The sequence below is a fragment of the Ruegeria lacuscaerulensis genome (assembly GCF_013034685.1).
GTDB classification, from domain to species: Bacteria; Pseudomonadota; Alphaproteobacteria; order Rhodobacterales; family Rhodobacteraceae; genus Ruegeria; species Ruegeria lacuscaerulensis_B.
Genome location: NZ_WQGO01000005.1, coordinates 222,483 through 244,261, shown reverse-complemented (window position 1 = coordinate 244,261; position 21,779 = coordinate 222,483). Strand labels below are relative to the sequence as shown.

Genomic DNA, 21,779 nt, shown 5'->3' with positions numbered 1-21,779 from the left:
AGGCCCTATAGGCTATGAAGCTTCAACAGTTTCTTTGCAAACTTACCGGTCTTTCCGCCAGCTTTGATCGCCGCCAAAGCTGCTGTAGACTTTGGTGCTGTCAAACCAGACCCTGACAGCACACAAAGCTCATGGAGCAGTTCCAGAATTCCGCCCAAATCGCGCGGAAGCATGTCGGGCAAGTCATACAGCATCGCTGACAAAGCTTTTTGAATCTCATGCGCGTGCATTTTGGATAGCTCAGAGACTTGCGCCATGCGTTTGGTCCAACGCCGCAGGGGGAGCGCTCCGAAAAAGACCAACTCGCGCGCGGCGTCGGCAAATTCTTCGGATTGAAATCTGCCCTGCGCAATCAAGGTTGCGATTGAGTCACTGGTGGTCATTCCGATACCTTCATCCGCACTTGCCAGATACCACGCCAACATCGCATGGGCCATTTTACCCGGCTGCAATCCGGGGCGAAAAAACGGGTCCAGATAGGTCAGGCAATGGTGCCGTGTCAGCTTTTGATCCAGTTCCAGATCGAAAATACCGGCAACGAAATACAACTCTGGCTGCGTTGGGTTCATCAATACTGCCCACGGGTTCAGTCCTAGCAGCCAGCTGGCACCAGGATCGCTTCCATAGCAGTGTTCGAATTTCGCAGGCAGGGCAAAACCCAAACTCGGATCAACATCACCCGGCATTTTCGGTAAAATAGAGACGTTGGGCTGCGGCCAGAAATACTCGTCGATACGCCGGATTTTGGCCGTGAAACGATACTCTGCAGGAGTACCCAGACCGGGAATAGTACCCCCAACCAAACGCTGGATATTGGGGTCGGCCTCAATCGGTCGGCGCCCCTGCCAGGCCATAGCCCAGAGTTGGCAATCTGTCTCAGGCCTGAACTCACCGCCCAAGGCATATCCCAACGCACGCTCTGCTTCGGTCTGCGGGTTTAGAGCCGCCAACGCCTTTTCGCGCCCTTCCGACCCCAGTCGCAGGATCGCAAGCCTGAAATCCATGGCCCCCGGCCGAACACCCAGGCCACGGTAATGTTCCAGCCTGTCAATCAAACGCAATGGGTCAACACATCCGCGATTGTCGGAAGGGGCCGAGAGCATCGGAACCGAATGGCCCGCCTGAACGAAAGACAACAGCTCTTTGGCGCGCGCCGCGAATATCCCTTCGAAACTATGGGGCGAAATACCCAAGGGTTGGTGACCGGAATATCGTGGCTCTAGATAGGGTTGCAGTTCGGCATCGAAATCGGACCCGTTGGCCCAGCTCAATCCCGCAACCGAAATAGGTCGCTGAAAATACTTACCCGGACTAAAACCGCCCTCGAGATCGCGCGTTCTGATCTGATTTGCCCGCTTTTTTAGAGGGCCAAGTAGCGGGGCAGCCTCGGCTCCGAACCGCGCTATTCCATCAAATGCCTGCTCGATCAGGAAGGGGTCATGGCAATCCTCCAGGAGGGCCAGATATGCCGAAACCGCCTCATCTACGGAGGAAACAGGCTCAAACGGCTCAGGTCTAGGAACGGGAAAGTCGGTGATTTCCGCTTCGGCCAAAGGTGCGGTGTCAACAAGCCGCGCGCGGACCGTCGGCGTCACCACATCCAGATAGTCCGCCATCGCCGTCTGAACCCCGGCATTATGCATCTGACCGAGGCTTTCTATCAGATCCACCGCCCGCGTTTGCACATCCCCAACCTCTGATATCAAAGACGAGGTGGCGGTTTCGGCAATTTCGGCTACCCTATCCGGATTGCGTTTGGCGCAGGATTTCAAAAGACTTAACGCATTCAAAGCCGTCGATTTCTGGTGGCTTTGCAAAGCAGGTTCAATCGCGTCGAGCAGGGCCTTTGCGTCAAGTTCACCACATTTGTCGACGCGCTTCAACGCCTTGACCGCAAACGCCACTGTCGGGGGAACCGCACTATTGAGGAGGCCGAGGTACTGATCCACGCGCTCAACGATTTCAGCATCGCTCGGTTCTAGCGCTGTATGAAACCGCGAGTACCAACCCGCGCGAAACTGCGCAAAATCCCGCTTCAGGGCCTCTAGTGAGCTATCCAACAAGCGCTGTCGGTCCAGGTCACCGTTTTCGCTCAGAGCTCGCAAAACATCCGCCCATCCTGCGCGGGGTCCTGAATATTTGTCATGCGCAGCAAGGCTGAGATCACCACCGCCTTCAACCTCGAAGAACCGCCAGACATCCTGAGACAAAAACTGATCCCGCGCGTTGTCGGGAACGCCCGCCTGAATGGCGTAGTAGCCAAGAATATAGGCGTCCGTCTGAGGGATTGAGCACAACCGTTTTCGGTTCAACAAATGTACCGCGTCGATCAGGCGGGGATTGTCTTCAACCGCAGCCTCGGCCCAGGCGTCGATCCAACTGAGCTTAAGCTGCGCAAACACTTCGTCCAAAGGAAGGGATTGCGGCAAGATACGCCAATCCCCACAGGCATATTCCGAGGGTCTGGCGGTGGCAATCACGGCGATCCCCAATGCTTCGCCGTCTTTGGCAAATGCTTTGAGCGGCTTTTGGCCTTTCATCTGCGCTTCCCACCAGACCTTTTCATAAGCTTTTTGCGTCTTCAGCGCATGCCGGGCAAATGGCCTTCGATCCGCCTCCGACATCTTTGCGAGGGCCTTTAGAACATAGCGCGCAGTGCGCGTTGTAATCAGGGTCAGAAACTCCTGTTCAGTCACGCTTGGCGCTCCATCATCAGTTCGACGGCTAAAATGTGTTTGCAGGGACCACGCGTATGGCCATTGGCAGCAAACCACGGGCATGTGCAGCTGTGCCCGTCCTCGGCAAAGCGAACCCGATGCGTAACATCGCCACTTTTCACATCCGCATAGTTTTGGGACAATGCGACCGCTCCGTTGTCCGCCAGGTTTGCGGCGGCTTTCAGCCTTGGATTCAAAGATCTGACGCGCTCGAAGCCAAAGGGGAGTTCTCGGTGAAACCAGGTTTGCGACCAAAGATCATAACCTACACGACCCAACGCAGCCAATTGGCACAGCGCGATGTGCACCTCGTGCGGTGAGGCGTTGATGAGGGGTGCCAGGATATTGGGATCAAGCCGGTCCTGCCAGTTCAATTGCGCGGTTACTGCAGCCGTTTTCTCGGCCTCGGTCGTGAGTTCAGAGAGCAACTGCCCGTCGCCTGAAAACCCGCGCCAAGGATCTGAATTCAAGACCAGACACAAACGCTGCCCAGCAAAATCCAAAACCCAGGCCGAACTTTTCAGACCTTCGTTGAAAAAAACACGCAGCGTCTTCGCCTTGGGAACCAGAGACAGCAACACGTTTAACCGATGACCACCGCGCAACGGCACGCTACCCAGCGAAGCTCGGGTTGTTGCTCTGACCCGTTTCCCCTGAGCCGATACCCAAACCAGATAATCCGATTTCGATCGCGGCAAACTGCGCAAAAATTTCTGTGCTGGTGTCGGGGCCAATGAAAGAGCGGGTACCATACCAGCCATATGGCTCTGCACCTCGGCAAATCCCTTCAACCAGCGCAAGGGAAGCGGTACTTTTCGTTCGACGAGTCGGTTGTCATCATGTGTCAGGGCCACGGCTTTGGGCCCAATCGAGATCTGCAACTGGCTGTCGGGCGAAACCTGGGCCAGCATAGCCCTCAAGTTGGGGCCAAAATCCACATTGGTTGTCCCTGTGCGACGCTGTTCGGCGTCTAGCGCGGCCTCATCTATGTCCAGACGGGCATAGGTGCTGCAACAAGCTGAAAACCCCTCAAACCGCACGGTTTCGTGCCCTACTGTGACCACTGGGTCCGCTTCGCGCAGAATCCGGGCCAGCATCGCGGGTGGGACGTAAAAGCGGCTGCCGACGATATCGGAAACCGCGCGCAAAGACCTAGCCGTGATCAGAGGGTGTTTGGCGTGTGCGATCAGGAAATCCTGAGAAGCATCTGGATCGGACTGATCAGCCACCAGACTCAGCTTCTGCTGAGATGACATTCCGGTCAGAGATGACCGGCCCGCATAGTGATACGTGTAGTCGAGTTCTCTCATCTCCGGATACCGGAACTTAAAAACTAATCAATTTGTTCCGATTCATCGTAGACGCCGATTGCACCGCTATTCAACTGACCGAAACGGCCCGAGGGCGTCGTGAGACATTATCGCCGCAATTCCGGAATCGTCAGGGGAGCAACGGCGTCTGATCCGCGGCGGTCCGATCATTCCCATCACTGTGTGTTTGATGTAGCTTTTGCGGCAGTGTTCCGCTCTATCTCACAACCCATGCATTTTAACTGTCTTTGTGGTGCGTTAGAGTCAAAACAGCATTGTCGTCGAAAGTCCTACTCGTGAAGCCAGCAAGCCGTTTCTCTCAACCTCCACAACACGAGCTGCGCAAAGTTCGCAATCAGGGATCAGCCTTTCTGACGCTCGCCTTCTTGTTCAGCATTTTCGTGAATCTGCTGATGCTGACCGGACCGTTGTTCATGCTGCAGGTTTACGACCGCGTTCTGGGGTCGCGCGCGGTCGAAACATTGACTGCTCTTTTCCTGTTAGTGGCGCTTTTGTACGGGTTGATGGCAATGCTGGACTATGCCAGGGGCCGTATCGTGGCCCGTTTTGGTGCCCGATTCCAGTCGACCCTGGACGAACGTGTGTTCGAGGCGACGTTACAACGATCTTTGAATCCTCAGGTCCGGGCTGCGCCTTCAACAGGTTTGCGGGATTTGGAAGCCATTCAAAACCTCTGCTCATCGCCGGTATTGTTGGCTGTGATGGACATTCCGTGGACACCGGTTTTCATGGCTGCCATCTTCCTGTTCCACCCGATGCTGGGATGGCTTGCCGTAGGCGGCGGAGCATTTCTGGTGACTATAGCATTGCTGAACCAAGCGCTGACACGGCGCAAGGTGGCCACGGCGCAATCGGCTTCGGCACAGGCGAATTCCTTTTCCGAACACGCGCGGCAAGCGGCGGAAATTGTACGCTCTCAAGGGATGCAGAAGGACATCATTCAGCGTTGGCAAAAACAACGCACCAATGCATTGCATCAGACAATCGCAGCCAGCGACTGGACTGGCAGTTTTACCTCACTGACCAAATCACTGCGACTGTTCCTGCAATCCGCTATGCTGGCTTTGGGAGCCTGGCTGGTTCTGCGCAACGAGTTGACACCGGGCGCGATGATTGCTGGCTCTATTCTGCTGGGTCGCGCGCTGGCTCCGATCGAGCAGACAATTGGCCAATGGGCGATGATCGAACGTGCCCGAACAGCCTGGGGGTCTCTGAACGAGTTTCTGGATTCAACTCCACCTGAAACGCCTCGTACCAAGCTGCCTGTTCCCGAGGCCCGGTTGACGGCCAAGGGACTAACCGTCATTCCACCGGGTGCGGAAAAACCAACTTTGCGCAACATTTCCCTAAACCTGGCACCGGGCAGCGCTCTGGGCGTGATCGGGCGCAGCGGTTCGGGCAAATCGACACTAGCCAAAGCCTTGCTGGGATTGTGGCATCCGGCGGTCGGCGAAATCCGCTTGGGCGGTGCGACGTTGGATCAATACGACCCGACCGATCTGGGCCAGCATATCGGCTATCTGCCGCAGACCGTGACCCTGTTCAATGGCACTGTTGCGGAAAACATCGCACGAATGTCGGAAAACCCGGACGCCGAGGCCGTGGTTGAAGCTGCCCGAAAAGCGAACGCGCATGAGCTGATCCTAACGCTGCCAAAAGGCTATGACACGTTTCTTGAAGGCAACGATAGCCAGCTTTCAGGTGGTCAAAAACAGCGGATCGCTCTGGCGCGCGCCCTCTACGGGGACCCGGTACTTTTGATTTTGGACGAACCGAACTCGGCCTTGGACGCCGATGGGACAGAGGCGCTGAACACCGCAGTGCGCGGCTTCAAGGCAGCTGGGAAATCCGTGATAATCATGACGCATCGTCCGCAGGCAATTTCGGAATGTGAAAACCTGATCGTTGTCGAACGTGGACAGATCATCAAGTCCGGTGCCCGCGACGAGGTGCTGGGAGCCATGGTCCAAAACGCTGGTGCGATCAAACGCGGCCTCAGTCAGGCGGGGAATTGATGCAAAAAAGCAGCTCTGATACGCGTCCTGTTTGGCGCATCACATTTCCGGCGATGGTGGGGTTTGTCGCCTTGGCCATTCTGGTTGGCGGTTTGGGAATCTGGGCCGTACAGACCCGACTTGCAGGGGCCATTATTTCGCAGGGGACGATCGAAGTTCAAAGCAACCGGCAGGTCGTTCAGCACCCCGACGGCGGCGTGGTCGGAGAGATTTTCGTGCGCGACGGTGACGAGGTTCAGCAGGGCGATCTGTTAATCCGGTTGGACGGTACTTTTCTGAAATCTGAGAAAATCATCGTAGAAACTCAACTGTTCGAGCTTTTGGCCCGCAAAGCCCGACTGGAAGCGGAACGTGACGGCATCCCGGCACAGGAGTTGCGCGCACGTCTGGACGAATTGGAACGGCAAGAGGCCATCGAACCCGAACTAGTCGGCGGCCAGCAACGTTTGTTCGAGGCCCGGTTGGACACATTAAGTCAACAAGCCGAGCAGCTCGGGAAGCAACGCATTCAGACGGAAAGCGAGATTGAAGGTACGGAGGCTCAGCTTATCTCTCTGCGCCGTCAAGTCGAGTTGATCCGGGAGGAGCTGGAAGATCAGCAGAGCTTGTTCGATCGGGGCCTGACACAGGCCAGCAGGGTCTCGGCGCTGTTGCGGGAAGAGGCCAGCCTGACCGGGGATATCGGCCGGTTAGAGGCCAATATCGCCCGTTTGCGCGGGCAGATCGCGGCAACCGAGATCCAGATTGTCGAGCTGAAAGCAGCCCGCCGAGAAGAGGCGATATCGACCCTGCGCGATGTTCAGGCACAGATCGCTGAACTGGCCGAGCGACGCCTGTCCCTGACCGTGCGTCTGTCCAGGCTGGATATTCGCGCACCGGTGACAGGGGTCGTCTATGGCAGTCAGGTTTTCGCGTTGCAATCCGTGGTCCAACCCGCCGAGCCTATGATGTATGTGGTGCCCTTGGACACACCTTTACTGGTAGCCTCGCGCGTGGACGCTATTCATGTCGATCAGCTGCACGTGGGACAGCCTGTCCTGCTGCGATTCACCGCGTTCAATCAGCGTGAAACACCAGAAATCGAAGGGCAAGTCATCAACGTTTCGGCTGATGCTTTTACCGATGACAACACCGGGCTGACCTTTTATCGCGCCGAAGTTGTACCAAATGAAGGACAGCTTGGCCGTCTGAACGGTCAGGAACTGCTCCCCGGAATGCCCGTCGAAACCATGATTAAAACAGATGAGCGTACGCCTCTGTCCTATCTGGTCAAACCATTGTCGGACTATTTCAACAGGGCGTTCCGGGAATAGAGCGGCTAGGCCTGTTCAATATTGCCAAGCAGGATAGTGGTCATATCTGCGGTGATCACGTTGTCTACGGCAACGATATCGACCCCTGTTTCGTAGGACACATTGTTCGGCGTGATGCCGCTGAGATCCGCATCATCGTCCAAGAACACCCATTCCGGCGAATGTGGGGTAGATTGCCCAACAGAAACCTGCAAAATCGCCAGCGCGTCCAACGCATTTACAGTGCCGTCTTGCGTGATGTCGGCCGCAATCAGATTCTCGGCCGAGGCCGGTCCCCATGTTGGTTCAAGCCCGACGGAAATACGCAAAACCTGAAGCGCGTCTAGGGCATTGATATCGGCACTTGCTGTTGAATAGCCCTTGATCACGTCAAATTCACCCGAGAACATCCCAGGAGGGAGGTCAAAGTCGAATACACCATTCTCGTCCGCGCGCACGGTCAAAATGCCCCCGCCTTCGAGCGCTAACTGGATTTCTGCATTGGCCAAAGCCGGATTCTGCGTTTGGGAATCGATCGAGATATCGCCCAGAACACCATCCGAGCTACCGGGGTCCAGACCCCCCAAAGTCCCCAGGTCCACGGGTATATGATCGGGGCCACCAAAGCCCGCGCCGAATACCTGTTGCTCGGACAATGGACCTCCCGCAGCGGATATGAGTTCGACCGTAGTGTCCAGAAACTCTATCCAGGCCCCCTGACCTGTAGCCGTGAATGTAAGTTGATCCGGCGTGCGCAGCAGTGGGAAATCGAACATGTCCAGACGGTCTGTACCCGCCTCGAAATCAGTAATGATCACAGGGGCGCTGCCATGCTGCATGACGAAAATATCCGCTCCGGCCCCACCGGTCATCTCCGTGGCTCCGGCACCGGCGATCAGGATGTCATCTCCCGCCCCACCCGACAAATTCGTGTCGAGAATACCTCCGTTAAGCATGTCGTTTTGATTTGTGCCAGTGATCGTGCCAAACCCTTCCTGCACGATCCCCAGATCAGAGAGGTCAACTGTCAATTGCGTCAGACCACCATCCTGTTGTGAGGAGGCAAATATTTGCAGCTCATCCCCGACATGAGCCGTGATCACTGTCTCAACATTTTGTAGTCCGGTGTCCAACGTGTCGGCAAAACTGCCCAGGTAAACCAGTTGCCCGCCCGGTGTCATCGTGAAAAGTGTGACCCCGTCATCGCCTCCCCCAGCCACTAAGAACACATGGCCGTCCACCTCGATGACGGACATGTCCTGAAGGGTTTCGAACCGCGTGTGCAACGAATCCAACACGTGATCCGTGGGTACAAGCGAACCCGAGGCATCCAGCTTCATCAAGCTGATGGAATTGCTCTGCGCCCCGGCGACGACGACCCATGACTGACCGTACGCTTGCACCACGTCAACCGCGGTAGGCACTGCAATGCCCAGTTGGTTCAGCGCATCGCTGTTATCAACTTCTGACAGTCCCCCCGTGGCGGAATCCACTGTGTAAATCGCGATGGAATCCGTCTCTGCATCAGAGGCCACCACGACATTCTCACTGCCAAATTGAATGACCTCCATCGAGTCGGCGCGACCGGCGACGGATCCCGACACCGTCAGACTTCCGTCCGGATTCACTAGATAGGTCGAGATGTGACCCGTATCTTCATGGGCCAAGGCCAGCACTCCACCCGTCTCAACCGAGTATTGCACAAGCGCGGAAACATCTCCGCCCCCGATCAGACTGTCGGTGGTCTGTAACGTTCCGACAGTTCCATCTGGATTAAGTGTGTATCCTAGCAATCCCGTGGCCAAATCGACATCCAGAATCAGTTGGTCACTACCGGCAAGCGTCACGAGCTCGGCACTATTGCCTATTTGTTGCGAAATCGTCCCGCTGTAATATTGAATGTCTTGCTGTTGCGGAACAATGCCTTCTAGCAGCTTCCAAACCGTGATGCCGCCTCCAGGGCCCGTCACGCTGTATAGAAACGTGTCCGCGTTAAACGTTTTTAAAGCCGTATCGCTGATACCTGAATCGAGCGCTACGCTTCCCGTTGCAACCATGCCTTCGAACTGAAGCATCATGTCAAATCACCCCGTGCCACACTTGGCTTTAATGACAGGATGATCTGATGCCCGGTCCGAAACCAAAGCACAAATGTGGTGAAAACGCGAAGTTCGGCATCAGTTTAACTCAATTTTTTCTGGTCCGACCGCATGAGTCACTGGAGGGCAAAACAGATGAACAAGAGCTGGACCCCTTGGGCGGACGCGGACACCACATGTGAGGGTAAGATGACCAAAGACCACGATTCCAATCGCCACGCGAACAACCCCGAGACCGGGGTCGAGGACAAAGCGCAGATTCGTCGTTGGCTTGATGACAAAATGCGCCGCTGGGCAGGTCGGGGTCTTGCAGGTGGGTTGGGCTCAACGCTGATGGCGCTGCCTGCTCTGGGGCAAGCCACGATCGAAGAGCTTTACGCCTTTCAATTCGCCGAAACCATCCCAGGTGTCAGATCGGTCAAACTGCTGAAAGATGGCGATGTCCTGGTTGTATTGGCGAACGGGAAATCGATGATCGTAGCGGCAGAGAACATCCAGATTCTCGATAGTGGTGCAATCATGATCGCGGAAGATATCGTGGCTGAGATTGCGCAGTTCAGCCTGGCCGCAGAAGCGGGCGGCGCGGCTGCCGCAAGTGGCATCAGTGGGGTTGGCGCTGCCGCACTAGGTGGACTTGGTTTGGCCGGGGCGGCCGCTGCTGCAGGCGGCGGGGGCGGAGGCGGGGGCGATGATCCCGCTCCGGCACCAACATTTCCCCACCTGAATTTGGCAGGAGCCCAATCCAACGCGCTGAGCAGCACCGCACTAAATTCGGCCACGCCCGATGGGACAACAGATATTGAAGTGTCGATCGGATCCGTTTCCGTATCGGTGGAGCCCGAACCAGACGGAAGCTGGAACGTTGCACTGACACCCGACCAAGCGGCAAACCTTCCCCAAGGTGTCAACACCGTTACGATCCGTCATCTTGACGGCGACGGGAACGAACTGGCGGTCGAAAACGTGACCTTCAATGTCGATACAATTCCTCCGACGCTGGCAATAACCGATTTCTCGCACGGCGCGGTTGTGAACGCCATTGAGCAAGGAAACGACCTTACCGTATCCGGAACTTCGGACGCTGAAAACGAGCAAACCATCACGGTGTCCGTCAACGGACAAGTCTATTCAGCCACGGTGAACGCAGGCCAATGGACAGCGACAATACCAGCGGCAGACCTGTCAGCTTTGCCAGATGGAACAACTATTTCGGTAACTGCAGATGTGACAGACGCTGCGGGCAACCCTGCGCCACAGGCAACAGGCAGCTTTGAAACGGATTTCACCGCGCCCACGTTGACCCTCAATCCGGTAGCTGGCGGATCCATCGACCTGATTGACGTAGGGAGTGACCTTAATATTACCGGGACGACCACGGCTGCGGATGGCGAAATAGTCTCGCTTGACTTCAATGGGCAGATCTACACGGGCACCGCATCCGGAGGAAACTGGACTGTCACAATCCCCGCCGCGGACCTAAGCGGACTGTCGACCGGCACACCTGTCGCAATTGGCGTTTCAGTAGCAGATGCGGCTGGCAACATTTCTACCTTGGTCAACGCATCTATTCCGGTCGACTTGACCGGGCCATCGATCTCGATCGCAACCCTCCCCGTTGGCGACGCACTGAACACGGCGGAAGTGACATCAGACCTGACAATTTCCGGGACGACGGCAAATGTTCAGGATGGTCAAACCGTAACCGTCACACTGGACGGCCAGACCTATACAGGTACGGTCACAAGTGGAGTATGGAACGTTACTATCCCTGCATCCGATCTCGGCGCATTGACCGATGGCGGAACATTTTCCATCACAGCAGATGTGTCTGACACGGATGGATTGATAGCACCGCAAGCCAGCACGGCCATCGTCAAGGACGTCACCGCGCCGACCCTTAGCATCGACAGTTTTTCGGCTGGCGCTGTCATGAATGCATCCGAGAGGGGTACGGATCTGACAATCACTGGCACCACCAACGCCGAAGACGGGCAAACGGTCACCGTCAATCTCGGAGGCCAATCCTACACCGCTATGGTATCTGGCGGCGCATGGACAGCAACTGCTCCTGCGAGTGACGTAGCCGCCCTATCGGACGGCGCAACCATCGCCGTCACCGCTGATGTTTCCGACGAGGCCGGAAACCCAGCTGTACGAGCCACAAGCAGCTTTGACACCGACTTTTCCGCACCCTCAATCAACGTGACTTCACTTTCGGACGGGCCTGCTCTGAACTTCGCAGAACTTAGTACCAACCTCGTGGTTTCCGGCACCTCCGATGCGGGCGACGGAGCTGTCGTTTCCGTCCAAATTGTCCGGGGGGATGGCACCGTAGATGTCGCAGGGACCGCCACTGTGAATTCGGGAAGCTGGTCGTTTACCGCGACACCTTCTGACCTGACTGCATTACAAGACACGGACTCCTACACCGTATCCGCCTCTGTTTCCGACGCGGCAGGCAATACTGCAGCCGACACCAGCACTTTCGATACCGATTTTTCAGCGCCTGTCATAGCGATTGACCCGTTAGCTGTCGGATCTACGCTGGACATCGCGGAAAGGGGCTCGGACCTGACGGTATCCGGCACCACGACCGCTGAGGATGGGCAAACTGTTACGGTCTCTCTGAACGGTCAGGACTATGTCGCCACGGTTGCTTCGGGAAGTTGGAGCGCGACCATCCCTTCTGGAGATCTCGGCAGCCTGGCAGACACAACAGCCTTCACCATAAGCGCAAATGTCGCTGATTTGGCAGGCAATCCGGCGACACCGGCGACGGCAGCGATAACGACGGATTTCCGCCCGATACTATCCTTGAATTCCACGGGTACCAACGGATCGGTCTTGCTCGCAGACGCGCAGAGTACGGGACTCACAGTCTCTGGAAGTTCGATAGGTCTTACAGCAGGACAGACTGTTAGTGTAACCCTGAACGGAACACCTGTGGGGACAGCCTCGGTTGGCGCAGACGGGACATGGTCTTTGCCGGTCCCTTCAAGCGACTTTGCTGGTCTAAACGCTGGTGACGACCTCACTTTTCAAGTTCAGGCAACAGTTACGGGTGGGCCGGATCCCGCACCCACAACGGATACAACAACCGCGTATTTACCCGCCGCATACACAATCTCGGAAGTCAGCAACGATGGTTCTTCAGTGATATTCCAAATTCACGCCGACCCGAACCGCGATATCTCGGGCGGGCTGGCCGTCACAGCAGAAATCGGATTTGATCCGGCCGTTGTCACAATCAACCCTACCTCCATTTCCGAGAACAGTGATTTCGGGCTTTTCCTGACCAATCCAGTCGGAGCATCAGCTGTCAACATCGCGGGGGTCGCAACGACCTATTCGGACCTGTCACAACCCGTTGTGACATTTACCGCGGCTGTCGTTGATCCTTCCAAACCAATCATTCTGACCATAGATACGCCCGACGGTGGTCCTTCGGTCTACCAATTGGGCAATGGAGGAGACGATACGCTCACCGCAAACGCCGTCGATAATTTCCTGCAAGGTTTCGGAGGAAACGACACCATAGACGTATCGAACGCAGGGCGGGATGTCGTGGTCTTCGAAGCTACGCCAGCAGCGAACGGCGTGGACACCATTACGGGCTTTACGCTCGGCGCAAAGGCTGAGGTCACAGATGCGATTATGTTCAATGGGTTCGACAGTACCACACTGCGGGGAGACGGAACTAATTTCGAAACCCTGGAACTGGGAGACGCCGTTGGCACAAATACTGGTTTCGTGGGTCTTACGACCGTTTTGGTAGATTTGAGCGCAGGCACAATTGAAAACGCTGTCGAGAGTTTGAGCGATCTGCAAGCGGGTGACGAAATCTATGTCATGGCGACAGATGGCAATGACAGCGTGTTGGTCCATGTCGAATACAGCGCACCAAATGCAGCATCGGTTGAAACAGTTGCAGAATTCACAGGGCTGGACGACCTAAGCGGTTTGTCCCCCGACAATATCCTGCACACCGACCCAACTGGCGCATCCGCCTGATCCAACGATACTGCCGAATTTGAAAATCGGCGGTGTCTTATATCTGCATGAGGTGAATATGGCACAGAACGGTCAGTTTCCACTGACGTTTTCGAGGTACCAAGGAAAATACTGGAAACGTTTTACCTCTTTTCGCTTTGCGCAAAACCTCACAGAATGTCCGATCGTCGAGAAAGAGATTCGTCAGGTTGCGGCGGCTTTTCCGATCGTGTTTCGGCGCGCGGGCACTGAAATTCACCCCTTTGCTTTGCTGAGTCTAAGCGGCGCCCGCACCCCTTTCGTCTCAGATGATGGGCGATGGTTGGCAGGCTATGTTCCATCCGATTTGCGCTGTCCTCCTTTTCGCTGGCGCACCAGTCAAGATCCAGCCAAGCAGGACTTGAACGCAGAGGGGCTTTTGGTCGACGAGTCACTGGGGTTTGTAGGTCAGGATGGAGAACCCTTCTTCAATGCCAGCGGTGATCTAACGCCTGAACTGCGCCAGGTCTTTGGCTTCTTAAAAATGCGGGCTCAAAACGAACAGAAAACCGCAGCGATTTGCAATAAATTGGATACGTTTGACTTGCTGCAATCCGCCGGAATGCACGAAGGAATCGAATTTCCCGAAGGTATTCTTACCGTAGATTCTGGAAAGCTGGCGGCCCTGACCGACAAAGATAAATTGGCGCTGATCAATGATGGAACGCTGCGGCTGGTTCACGCCCATCAAGTGTCGTTGTCTCATTGCGCTTGGCTGGCAAGCGCCGAGCGAAATCTGACAACTTGTCAAGCCCAAACCTCGTACACCGAAAATTCAGATCTATCGGGTTTCCTCGGCGCAATGGCCCTCGCCCAATGGAACGAAATTCAACAAAACGGTAGTTATTAAATGCGGCTATCCCCTAGAAGACTGGTCCTTTACTTCATCCTCTCAGGCTGGCTTACCGCTTGCGCTTTCGGACCGGATTTATCTTATGTCGACTCGTCTCTTTCCGCTGGTGCAGTCGGTCGCGGGGCCACTGCTCCTTCACTGACCCTGCTTCGAACGTCTTTTGGGCAACGCATTAAGCAGGCGGTCGAGAACAACCCGAGCCTTGCAGAAAGTGAAAGCCGCTATAAAAGAGCTACCGCAACCGAAGAAGCGGCACGTGGAGCTTTTCTTCCCCAAGTAAATCTCGGTCTCAGCGCTCGATCGCAACGATCCGATTCCGACCTTGCGAATTTCACGCCCTACGTTCGTATTTCCCAACTCGTCTATGATGGCGGGGTCGCCTCCAGTGAGCTAACCGCAGCAAAAGCGCGCGTCCTTGAAAGCAGGGGAGACCAACTGCAAACAGGGTCCGCAATAGCTCTTGCAGCAATCGAAGCGTACGTTTCGGTTCTCAGCCGTCGTGAGATTTTCAACATTTCAGTTCGAAACGTCGAAGTTCACGAAGATATCCTGCACCAGATCACTGAAAGGTCCTCTCTTGGTGCCGGATCAACGGCGGATGTCATGGCGGCGCGATCTCGAATGGCGGATGCGCAGACACGCCTCGCAGATGCACGCGCCAGAATCGACCGTGCCGAAGCGCAATTCCGCGACATCTTCGGCCAACAGGCCGGGGATCTATCGAAGCCGGCAAAGGCGCCGAAGCTGACGCGAACAGACACGGAAATTGTAGTGAACAGCCCTCAGGTCAGACGAGCAGACGCGGCCTTATTGGCCGCTAAGGCAGATTTGACAGCGGCTTTGGCACGCCGTCGTCCGGGCGTTGAATTGGCTGCCTTTGCAGACCGCGACGATGACGATGATACAGATTTCGGAATTGACCTGTCCGTGAACTATGAGCTGGATAGCACCGGCCAGCGCCGCGCTTCGATTTCTGCCGCTGAAACCAGAGTAAGCGAAGCCGAATTCGCGCGCGAGACGCTGATACGAGATATCCGGCGCGAGCTTGACTTTATTCGCTCTGACCAGCAAGCCGGCGCCAAGCGACTGCAAGCTGCCAAGATCGCCGCGAAGGCAAACGAAGACAGCGTGGAGGCAGCGCGGGCGCAATTCACCATAGGTCGGCGTAGTCTCATCGAAATTCTCGACGCCCAACGTGACTATGTAAACGCTCAGGAAAGGCTGATCCTGGCAGATCAGAATTTCTTTTTGACGAACTATGCTGCGCTCAGTTTGACAGGTGACATTTTGGACCTTCTCGGCCTTGGGGTCGTGACCCAGGGGGCAAGACAATGACACAACAACAAATTCTGATTGGGCCGTCCAAAACGTCTGGGCTTGAAACGTGTTTTTTGCACGTTGCAGCTCATCTCGATCGTCCACTTACAAGCGCTGCATTGAATGCCGCACTAACCGGAGACGGCGACGGGCTGACCATTCACGACCTGCTCGAGGTGGCTCAGAATGCTGGGTTGCAAGCCGGTTATGGGCGTTGGGCGCTCGGGGATTTGGACAGTAGTTTTACGCCCGCAATTTTACTTCTGACAGATCAACACGCCGTCGTCTTTCACGGTTTTTCGGAAAACGGCGATCTCCTGATTTTTGACCCAAAGATGGGAAACGAAATAACCGAGATCGAAGGGGCTAAGTTGGCAACGATCTACACTGGCTACGCGATATTGTTTCGGCGCGTGCACAACGAAGATCACAACAGGACATTCAGACCCGAGACCGGTCATTGGTTTTGGTCGGCCATTGGTTCAAACCGCTGGTCCTACACGCAAGTTGCGCTTGCGGCTGCGGTGGCAAATTTGCTCGGGCTTTCCACATCTGTCTTTATCATGGTGGTCTATGATCGAGTGCTACCCAATGAAGCAACTGAATCGCTGATCGCATTGACCCTTGGTGTCGGTCTAGCACTGGTATTCGACTTCGTCCTGAAACTGTTGCGCGCCGGGTTTATCGACCGAGCAGGTCAAAAATCGGACAGGATGATGGGACGACGCATTTTCGACCACCTTCTCAACATTCAGATGAAATCCAGAACCGGATCGACGGGCGCTATGGCCAGCACAGTTCGCGAGTTTGAAACGCTGCGCGAGTTTTTCACCTCGGCAACCTTGGTTGCTGTCGTTGATCTGCCTTTTGTCGCTTTGTTCGTATTCGTCATCCACCTTGTTGGTGGCCCTCTTGCCATAATACCGGCCATGGCAGTGCCAATCGTGTTGCTTTCGGGGCTGGCCGTGCAACCGTTTTTGTCCCGGTTGGCCGAACAAAGCTTTTCCGGAGGGCAATCCAAACAATCCGTTTTGGTCGAAACGGTTTCGGGACTTGAAACCATCAAAACGACGGCCGCTGCCAATCAGATGCGTTGCCGTTGGGAAGGTGCGGTCGAACGGCAGGCATCACACAGTGTAAAAAGTCGAGCTATTACTCAATTGGCTCTGAACCTGACAGGGTTCACTCAGCAAGCAGCCCAGGTCTTGATCGTGTTCTATGGTGTCTTTCTGATCACCGAAGGGGCGACCAGTATGGGTGCCCTTGTCGCCTCGGTCATGTTGACCGGTCGGGCTCTCGCCCCTTTGGGGCAGCTCGCGCAAACGTTGACACGCGCAAATCAGGCGCTCAGCGCGTACCGCAATCTGAACGCGCTGATGGAAGCAGAAAGCGAGCGTCCTCAAGGGAGGACATGGATCACCCGTGGCACTATTGAAGGACGTATCGCATTTAAGAACGTCTCGTTTTCTTACCCTGGTCAAACCCGTGACACCCTCAGCGATGTGTCCTTCGAAATTGAAGCTGGCGAAAAAGTCGCAATTCTAGGCCCCATCGGGTCGGGCAAAAGCACTATCTCGCGGCTATTGCTGGGTCTCTACCAGCCCCGCGCAGGGTCAGTGATGCTGGATGGTGTAGACATCCGACAAATTGATCCAGGCGACCTGCGGCGCAACATTGGTTCAGTGCTTCAGGACATATGGCTGTTTTCGGGAACGATCCGTGAAAACATTGCCAGTGGCACGATCAGGCCGCAAGATCAGGACCTAATTGACGCAGGGCAAGTTGCCGGAGTGGAAGATTTCATCGCCGACCATCCTGGCGGTTATGACCAGCCTCTTGCCGAACGTGGCGAAGGATTGTCCGGCGGGCAACGCCAAGCCATTGCCTTGGCACGGGCTTTGATTGGCCGTCCTCCGGTACTTTTACTGGACGAACCCACGAGCGCGATGGATGTGAAAACCGAGGCTGAGGTCATAAAGCGCCTGCATAGCGCTACCAAACGCGACACGATGATTATCGTGACCCACCGCACCAGCCTTCTGGCGCTTGTTGACCGGATTATCGTGATCGAAAACGGACAGGTTGCCGCAGATGGGCCAAAATCGATTTTGACGCGGCAGCCACGCCCCAATGGGAGGCATCTGAATGTCGCAGCATCCTGACTTTGCATCATTGGTCAATGAAATAAGGGGGCAATCTCCTTGGCGCGGTTCTGTGTTGTTGTTTGCAATTCTGGCTTGCCTGCTGACAGTAGGGTTCTGGGCGTATTTTACTGAGTTGGACGACGTCACACGCGTGGACGGGCGCATCGTTCCATCAGCCAATGTTCAACTCATCGACGCCACAGAATCCGGCGTATTGCGATCGCTGCACGTCAAAGAAGGCCAAATCGTGGATGAGGGCGCATTGTTGATGGAGTTCGACACCACGCAAATAGACAGCCAACTCAACCAGGAACAACAAAGGGCTTTTGGCTTGATGGCCAGAGTCCACCGGTTGCAGGCGGAAATAAACGAAACCGAATTGCGATTTGCGCCAAGGCTGGTCGAAGGCGCGCCGGAAGTCGTCAGATCGGAAGCGGCCCTATTTGACGCCCGGCAATCCGAGTTGAGATCTGAGATCGCGATCCTGGAGCGACAACGACAACAACGTCACCGGGAATACGAGGAAAGCTTAGTTGATCAGGTAACTGCCGACGAAACCTTGCAAATACTGGCAGAGGAACGCGCCATCATGACACCATTGGTCGAACAGCGTATGGAACCTGCGACGACACTGCTGACGTTGCGACGAAATGAGGCCGAATGGGAGGGGCGGCTTACACGGGCTGTTGCGATCACGCATCGCTTGAAAACCGGGCTGGATGAAATTGACGATCGGATTTTAGCAGCGCAAAGCCGGTTTCGAAGCGCAGCATTGACCGATTTGGCGATCACCACGGCAGAACTTGCGACCCTACAACCTCTTTTACCGGCCCTTAAGGATCGTGCCGAACGTGCCCAAGTCAAATCCCCAATGCGCGGCGTGGTTAATCGGATCTACCGTACTACGATCGGAGGGCTGGCCAGAAGCGGAGAAGAGTTGATCGAGATTATCCCTCTCGACGATCGCTTGCTGGTCGAAGCCTATGTAAAACCGGAAGATATCGCCTTTCTACGCGCAGGGCAGCCGGTCAAAGTAAAGATTACGGCCTACGACTTTGCCCGTTATGGTGCATTGGATGGCCAGATCACGCGGATTGGAGCCAACACCATCACCCGGTCCGAGCGAAATGACGAAGAGGTTTTTGTCGTCGAAATTCAGACCAAACACTCGATTTTGGATGCCAATGGTGTAGAAGTGGAAATTATCCCAGGCATGATCGCAGAAGTGGATATTTTGTCGGGCAAGAAAACCGTGCTGGACTACGTTTTGCGTCCCGTCGTCAAAGTCAAAGACCAAGCGTTTCGCGAATAGTCCCGTCTGAAAGTCTCCGCATCTCATGTACAAACTGGGCAGCGGGGTCTCGACGACTATGAGACCGTCCGATCAGGCCCACTCAACATCCCCCAGAAAAATATAGCCTGCGCCATAAATCGTCTTGATCAGACGCGGGTTTTTAGGGTCTTCACCCAGCTTCGTCCGCAGCCGAGATATGCGCACATCCATGGCCCTGTCAAAACTGTCACCGGCTCCCCCACCCAGCGCCTCTTGCATCTGAGCGCGGCTGATCAAGCGTTTAGGACTTTCAAGAAACAGTCGTAGAACTTCGCCTTCCGCATGGCTGAACGAAGTTTCCGCACCATCCTCGTTCTCAAGGATGTAGCGATCGAAATAAGCCGACCAGCCGTTAAAGCGGGCCGTATCCGACTGCACGGCCTGTACCCGCGGCGATCGCAATCGGGCGCGGATACGCGCAACAACTTCGGCAGGATCAAAGGGTTTGGTGATATAGTCATCGGCCCCCAATTCAAGCCCTGTGACGCGGTCCTGAACTTGCGCTCGGCCGGAAATGATGATGACTGCCGCGCCTTGCTCCAACGCCAACCGGTGCACCAGCGCCAAGCCGTCCGTGTCGGGCAGAGACAGATCCACAAGGCAGACATCGGGTGTGGCGCGTTTTAGCGACGCCTCGAATTCGCGGGCTCGGGCGAAGCTTTGAGTCCGGAACCCGGCATCTTCCAGGGCATCGGTCAGGATGCGGCGGATTTCAGGTTCGTCATCGACGATGGTGACCAATGGCTGTGTCATCAAGCAACCTCGGATCGGAGAAGGGCGGAAAGTTGTGCCCGCGTAAAGGGTTTGCGCAGAACAGGGGCGCGCGTCAGAGCTTCGCGGTGTAACGGGTCGGAATATGGCAGGGATGTCATCAGGATTGTTGGTAAACGTGACCGCATCCGTGTCAGCAAGTCCAAACCGGTTGCATCCCCTTCAAGCCGAATATCTGACAAAACCAACGCGATGTCGTTCAGGTCACTGGTCAAAGCCAGCGCTTCATCGGCAGAGGTGGCCTCGATCACAGTGAACCCCAGATCAATCAGCATATCGCGAAAGTCCTGGCGCAAGGCATCGCTGTCTTCGACCAACAAGACCAACCCTTCCTGCACCGGCGGCGCGGGACGATAGGGCAGCCGCAGAACGACGGATGCACCGGACGGCGTGTTGCGCAGGCTCAGATCGCCGCCGGCCAATTTCACCGTGTCATAGACCATTGGCAGCCCCAGGCCCGACCCTTTGTCGCCCTTGGTGGTAAAGAACGGGTTCAGGGCCTTGTCCAGCGCCTCGGTCGAGAAACCGGGGCCGGTATCGGACACCGCAATTTCGATCCAGATCGTCCCGATCGTATGTGCACTGATCGTCACTTGCCCGGAGCCGCCACAGGCATCGCGCGCATTCAGAACCAGGTTCAGCAATGCGTCCTGCACCATGCCCGGATCCAGCATCAGCGCCTCATCTGGCAGAGTATTCACCACCGAAAGACCCACGCCGCGTGGCAGAGAGGGTGAGGCAAGGATACGCAAATCCTCTAACAAACCTCGCATATCGGTTGCCTTGGGCTGCGGCGTTCTGCTGCCGGTCATGTCGGCGATGCGGTTTAGAAGCTGGCCGCCTCGGCGCGCCGTCTGTTGCGTGGCGGCCACCAGTTCTCGGGCGCTTTCGGGCAGATCCATCTTTTGCAGCCGCGACTGTATGCCCAGAATGATCGTCAACAGGTTCGAGAAATCATGCGCCAGCCCGCTGGTCATCTGCGCAGCCATCGCCCGACGGCGTGTTTGTTGCAGTGCGACTCTGGCCTGCGTTTCTTCGGTGATATCCACCGACATGACATATACGCCTCCTTCGCCATCTGGCGTGAACGAGACCCGAATGCGACGAGAATCCTGATCCTCGTTAAACTCAAAAACCGAAGGTTCTCCGCAATAGGCATTTTGCAAATGCGCTTCGACCCGGAGATATGTGGCCGATCCCAACGCTTGCGAAATATGCATCCCAAGTATATCGGACGGCCGGCCGGGCAGTACGGTGCTCAGACGGCGGTTCGAGTAATCATAGCGACCCTCGGAATCCAGATGCGCGATATGGGCTGGCATCATCTCGGTCGTCATCCGGGTACGGGCTTCGATCTCGGTCAACTGGCGTTTGGCTTCCTCCAGCGCCGAGATCGTCGCAGCCAGTTTCCGGTTTGTTGCCGTCAATTCTTCGGCACGGTCCAGAAGTTGTTCGGACAATTCCTCGGATCGGGCGCGCAACAGGGCCTCGGCCTGTTTGGTGTTGGTGATGTCGGTATAAACGGCGACCCAGCCACCTTTGGGCAGCGGCGCCCCCTCGACCGAGATCACCTGCCCATTGGCCCGCACGCGTTCCATATAGTGGGGTTCGAATGCAAGTGCCTGTTGGACACGTTGTTCTACGATTGTATCGACATCGGCTACGTCGCCATATTCGCCAAGTTCGGCAAGATATCGGATCGTGTCATGAAAGAACGCGCCGGGCTGGACCAAGCGATCCGGCAAATCGAACATTTCCTGAAACGGACGATTGCTGACGACCATCCGCAACTGGCTGTCATAGATCGACAGCCCCTGACCAATCAGGTTTAGGCCCGCGGTCGTCATGGCCTTTATATTCTTGTCAGTTAAGTCCAAA

At 55.9% G+C, this 21,779-nt stretch carries 12 protein-coding genes; 7 read left to right on the top strand and 5 right to left on the bottom strand.

From position 1 onward, the window contains the following. Nucleotides 1-5: 5 nt before the first annotated feature. Together GOV80_RS14635 and GOV80_RS14630 are read right to left on the bottom strand one after the other, a co-directional pair. Nucleotides 6-2,696: a DUF6493 family protein gene (locus tag GOV80_RS14635; RefSeq protein ID WP_170785818.1), complete on the bottom strand. Its 2,691-nt coding sequence runs from the start codon at nt 2,694-2,696 to the stop codon at nt 6-8. Continuing rightward, nucleotides 2,693-4,027 carry an SWIM zinc finger family protein gene (locus GOV80_RS14630; protein WP_170785816.1) on the bottom strand — a complete coding sequence of 445 codons (1,335 nt, stop codon included), beginning with the start codon at nt 4,025-4,027 and terminating at the stop codon, nt 2,693-2,695. Before GOV80_RS14630 ends, GOV80_RS14635 begins: the two co-directional genes overlap by 4 nt. A gap of 296 nt (nt 4,028-4,323) precedes the next feature. Here GOV80_RS14630 and GOV80_RS14625 point away from each other — a divergent pair, with 296 nt between their 5' ends. Together GOV80_RS14625 and GOV80_RS14620 are read left to right on the top strand one after the other, a co-directional pair. Continuing rightward, nucleotides 4,324-6,063, top strand: coding sequence for a type I secretion system permease/ATPase (locus tag GOV80_RS14625; RefSeq protein ID WP_170773364.1), 1,740 nt, complete (start codon nt 4,324-4,326; stop codon nt 6,061-6,063). Beyond that, entirely contained in the window at nt 6,063-7,376 is a 1,314-nt protein-coding gene (locus GOV80_RS14620) for an HlyD family type I secretion periplasmic adaptor subunit (RefSeq protein WP_170773363.1), read from the top strand. Before GOV80_RS14625 ends, GOV80_RS14620 begins: the two co-directional genes overlap by 1 nt. A 5-nt stretch (nt 7,377-7,381) precedes the next feature. Here GOV80_RS14620 and GOV80_RS14615 read toward each other — a convergent pair whose 3' ends face one another. Further along, the gene (locus tag GOV80_RS14615; RefSeq protein ID WP_170785814.1) at nt 7,382-9,433 is read right to left on the bottom strand and encodes a dockerin type I domain-containing protein; all 2,052 of its coding nucleotides are present in this window, start codon (nt 9,431-9,433) and stop codon (nt 7,382-7,384) included. A 156-nt stretch (nt 9,434-9,589) separates the two neighbouring features. Between GOV80_RS14615 and GOV80_RS14610 the strand changes: the two genes are divergently transcribed. From GOV80_RS14610 to GOV80_RS14590, 5 genes are read left to right on the top strand one after another with little or no spacing between them, the layout of a single operon-like run. Then, complete coding sequence (locus tag GOV80_RS14610) at nt 9,590-13,465, top strand: beta strand repeat-containing protein (RefSeq protein ID WP_237215857.1); 3,876 nt, start codon at nt 9,590-9,592, stop codon at nt 13,463-13,465. Nucleotides 13,466-13,523: 58 nt separating this feature from the next. Continuing rightward, nucleotides 13,524-14,333, top strand: a complete 810-nt coding sequence (locus GOV80_RS14605) for a SapC family protein (protein WP_170785812.1) — start codon at nt 13,524-13,526, stop codon at nt 14,331-14,333. Continuing rightward, the gene (locus GOV80_RS14600; RefSeq protein ID WP_170785809.1) at nt 14,334-15,671 is read left to right on the top strand and encodes a TolC family protein; all 1,338 of its coding nucleotides are present in this window, start codon (nt 14,334-14,336) and stop codon (nt 15,669-15,671) included. Then, complete coding sequence (locus GOV80_RS14595; protein ID WP_170785807.1) at nt 15,668-17,815, top strand: type I secretion system permease/ATPase; 2,148 nt, start codon at nt 15,668-15,670, stop codon at nt 17,813-17,815. The genes GOV80_RS14600 and GOV80_RS14595 overlap by 4 nt, the downstream gene beginning before the upstream one ends. Before the next feature lie 52 nt (nt 17,816-17,867). Next, nucleotides 17,868-19,109, top strand: a complete 1,242-nt coding sequence (locus tag GOV80_RS14590) for an HlyD family type I secretion periplasmic adaptor subunit (RefSeq protein ID WP_336510166.1) — start codon at nt 17,868-17,870, stop codon at nt 19,107-19,109. A gap of 72 nt (nt 19,110-19,181) precedes the next feature. Here GOV80_RS14590 and GOV80_RS14585 read toward each other — a convergent pair whose 3' ends face one another. Together GOV80_RS14585 and GOV80_RS14580 are read right to left on the bottom strand one after the other, a co-directional pair. Then, the gene (locus tag GOV80_RS14585) at nt 19,182-19,883 is read right to left on the bottom strand and encodes a response regulator transcription factor (protein ID WP_170785802.1); all 702 of its coding nucleotides are present in this window, start codon (nt 19,881-19,883) and stop codon (nt 19,182-19,184) included. Next, nucleotides 19,883-21,748: a PAS-domain containing protein gene (locus tag GOV80_RS14580; RefSeq protein ID WP_237215855.1), complete on the bottom strand. Its 1,866-nt coding sequence runs from the start codon at nt 21,746-21,748 to the stop codon at nt 19,883-19,885. Before GOV80_RS14580 ends, GOV80_RS14585 begins: the two co-directional genes overlap by 1 nt. Nucleotides 21,749-21,779 lie beyond the last annotated feature (31 nt).

Coding starts and splice junctions, on each gene's coding strand:
- GOV80_RS14580 (WP_237215855.1), bottom strand. CDS start 21,748: ATGACGACCGCGGGCCTAAACCTGATTGGTCAGGGGCTGTCGATCTAT.
- GOV80_RS14595 (WP_170785807.1), top strand. CDS start 15,668: ATGACACAACAACAAATTCTGATTGGGCCGTCCAAAACGTCTGGGCTT.
- GOV80_RS14605 (WP_170785812.1), top strand. CDS start 13,524: ATGGCACAGAACGGTCAGTTTCCACTGACGTTTTCGAGGTACCAAGGA.
- GOV80_RS14610 (WP_237215857.1), top strand. CDS start 9,590: ATGAACAAGAGCTGGACCCCTTGGGCGGACGCGGACACCACATGTGAG.
- GOV80_RS14630 (WP_170785816.1), bottom strand. CDS start 4,027: ATGAGAGAACTCGACTACACGTATCACTATGCGGGCCGGTCATCTCTG.
- GOV80_RS14615 (WP_170785814.1), bottom strand. CDS start 9,433: ATGATGCTTCAGTTCGAAGGCATGGTTGCAACGGGAAGCGTAGCGCTC.
- GOV80_RS14600 (WP_170785809.1), top strand. CDS start 14,334: ATGCGGCTATCCCCTAGAAGACTGGTCCTTTACTTCATCCTCTCAGGC.
- GOV80_RS14585 (WP_170785802.1), bottom strand. CDS start 19,883: ATGACACAGCCATTGGTCACCATCGTCGATGACGAACCTGAAATCCGC.
- GOV80_RS14620 (WP_170773363.1), top strand. CDS start 6,063: ATGCAAAAAAGCAGCTCTGATACGCGTCCTGTTTGGCGCATCACATTT.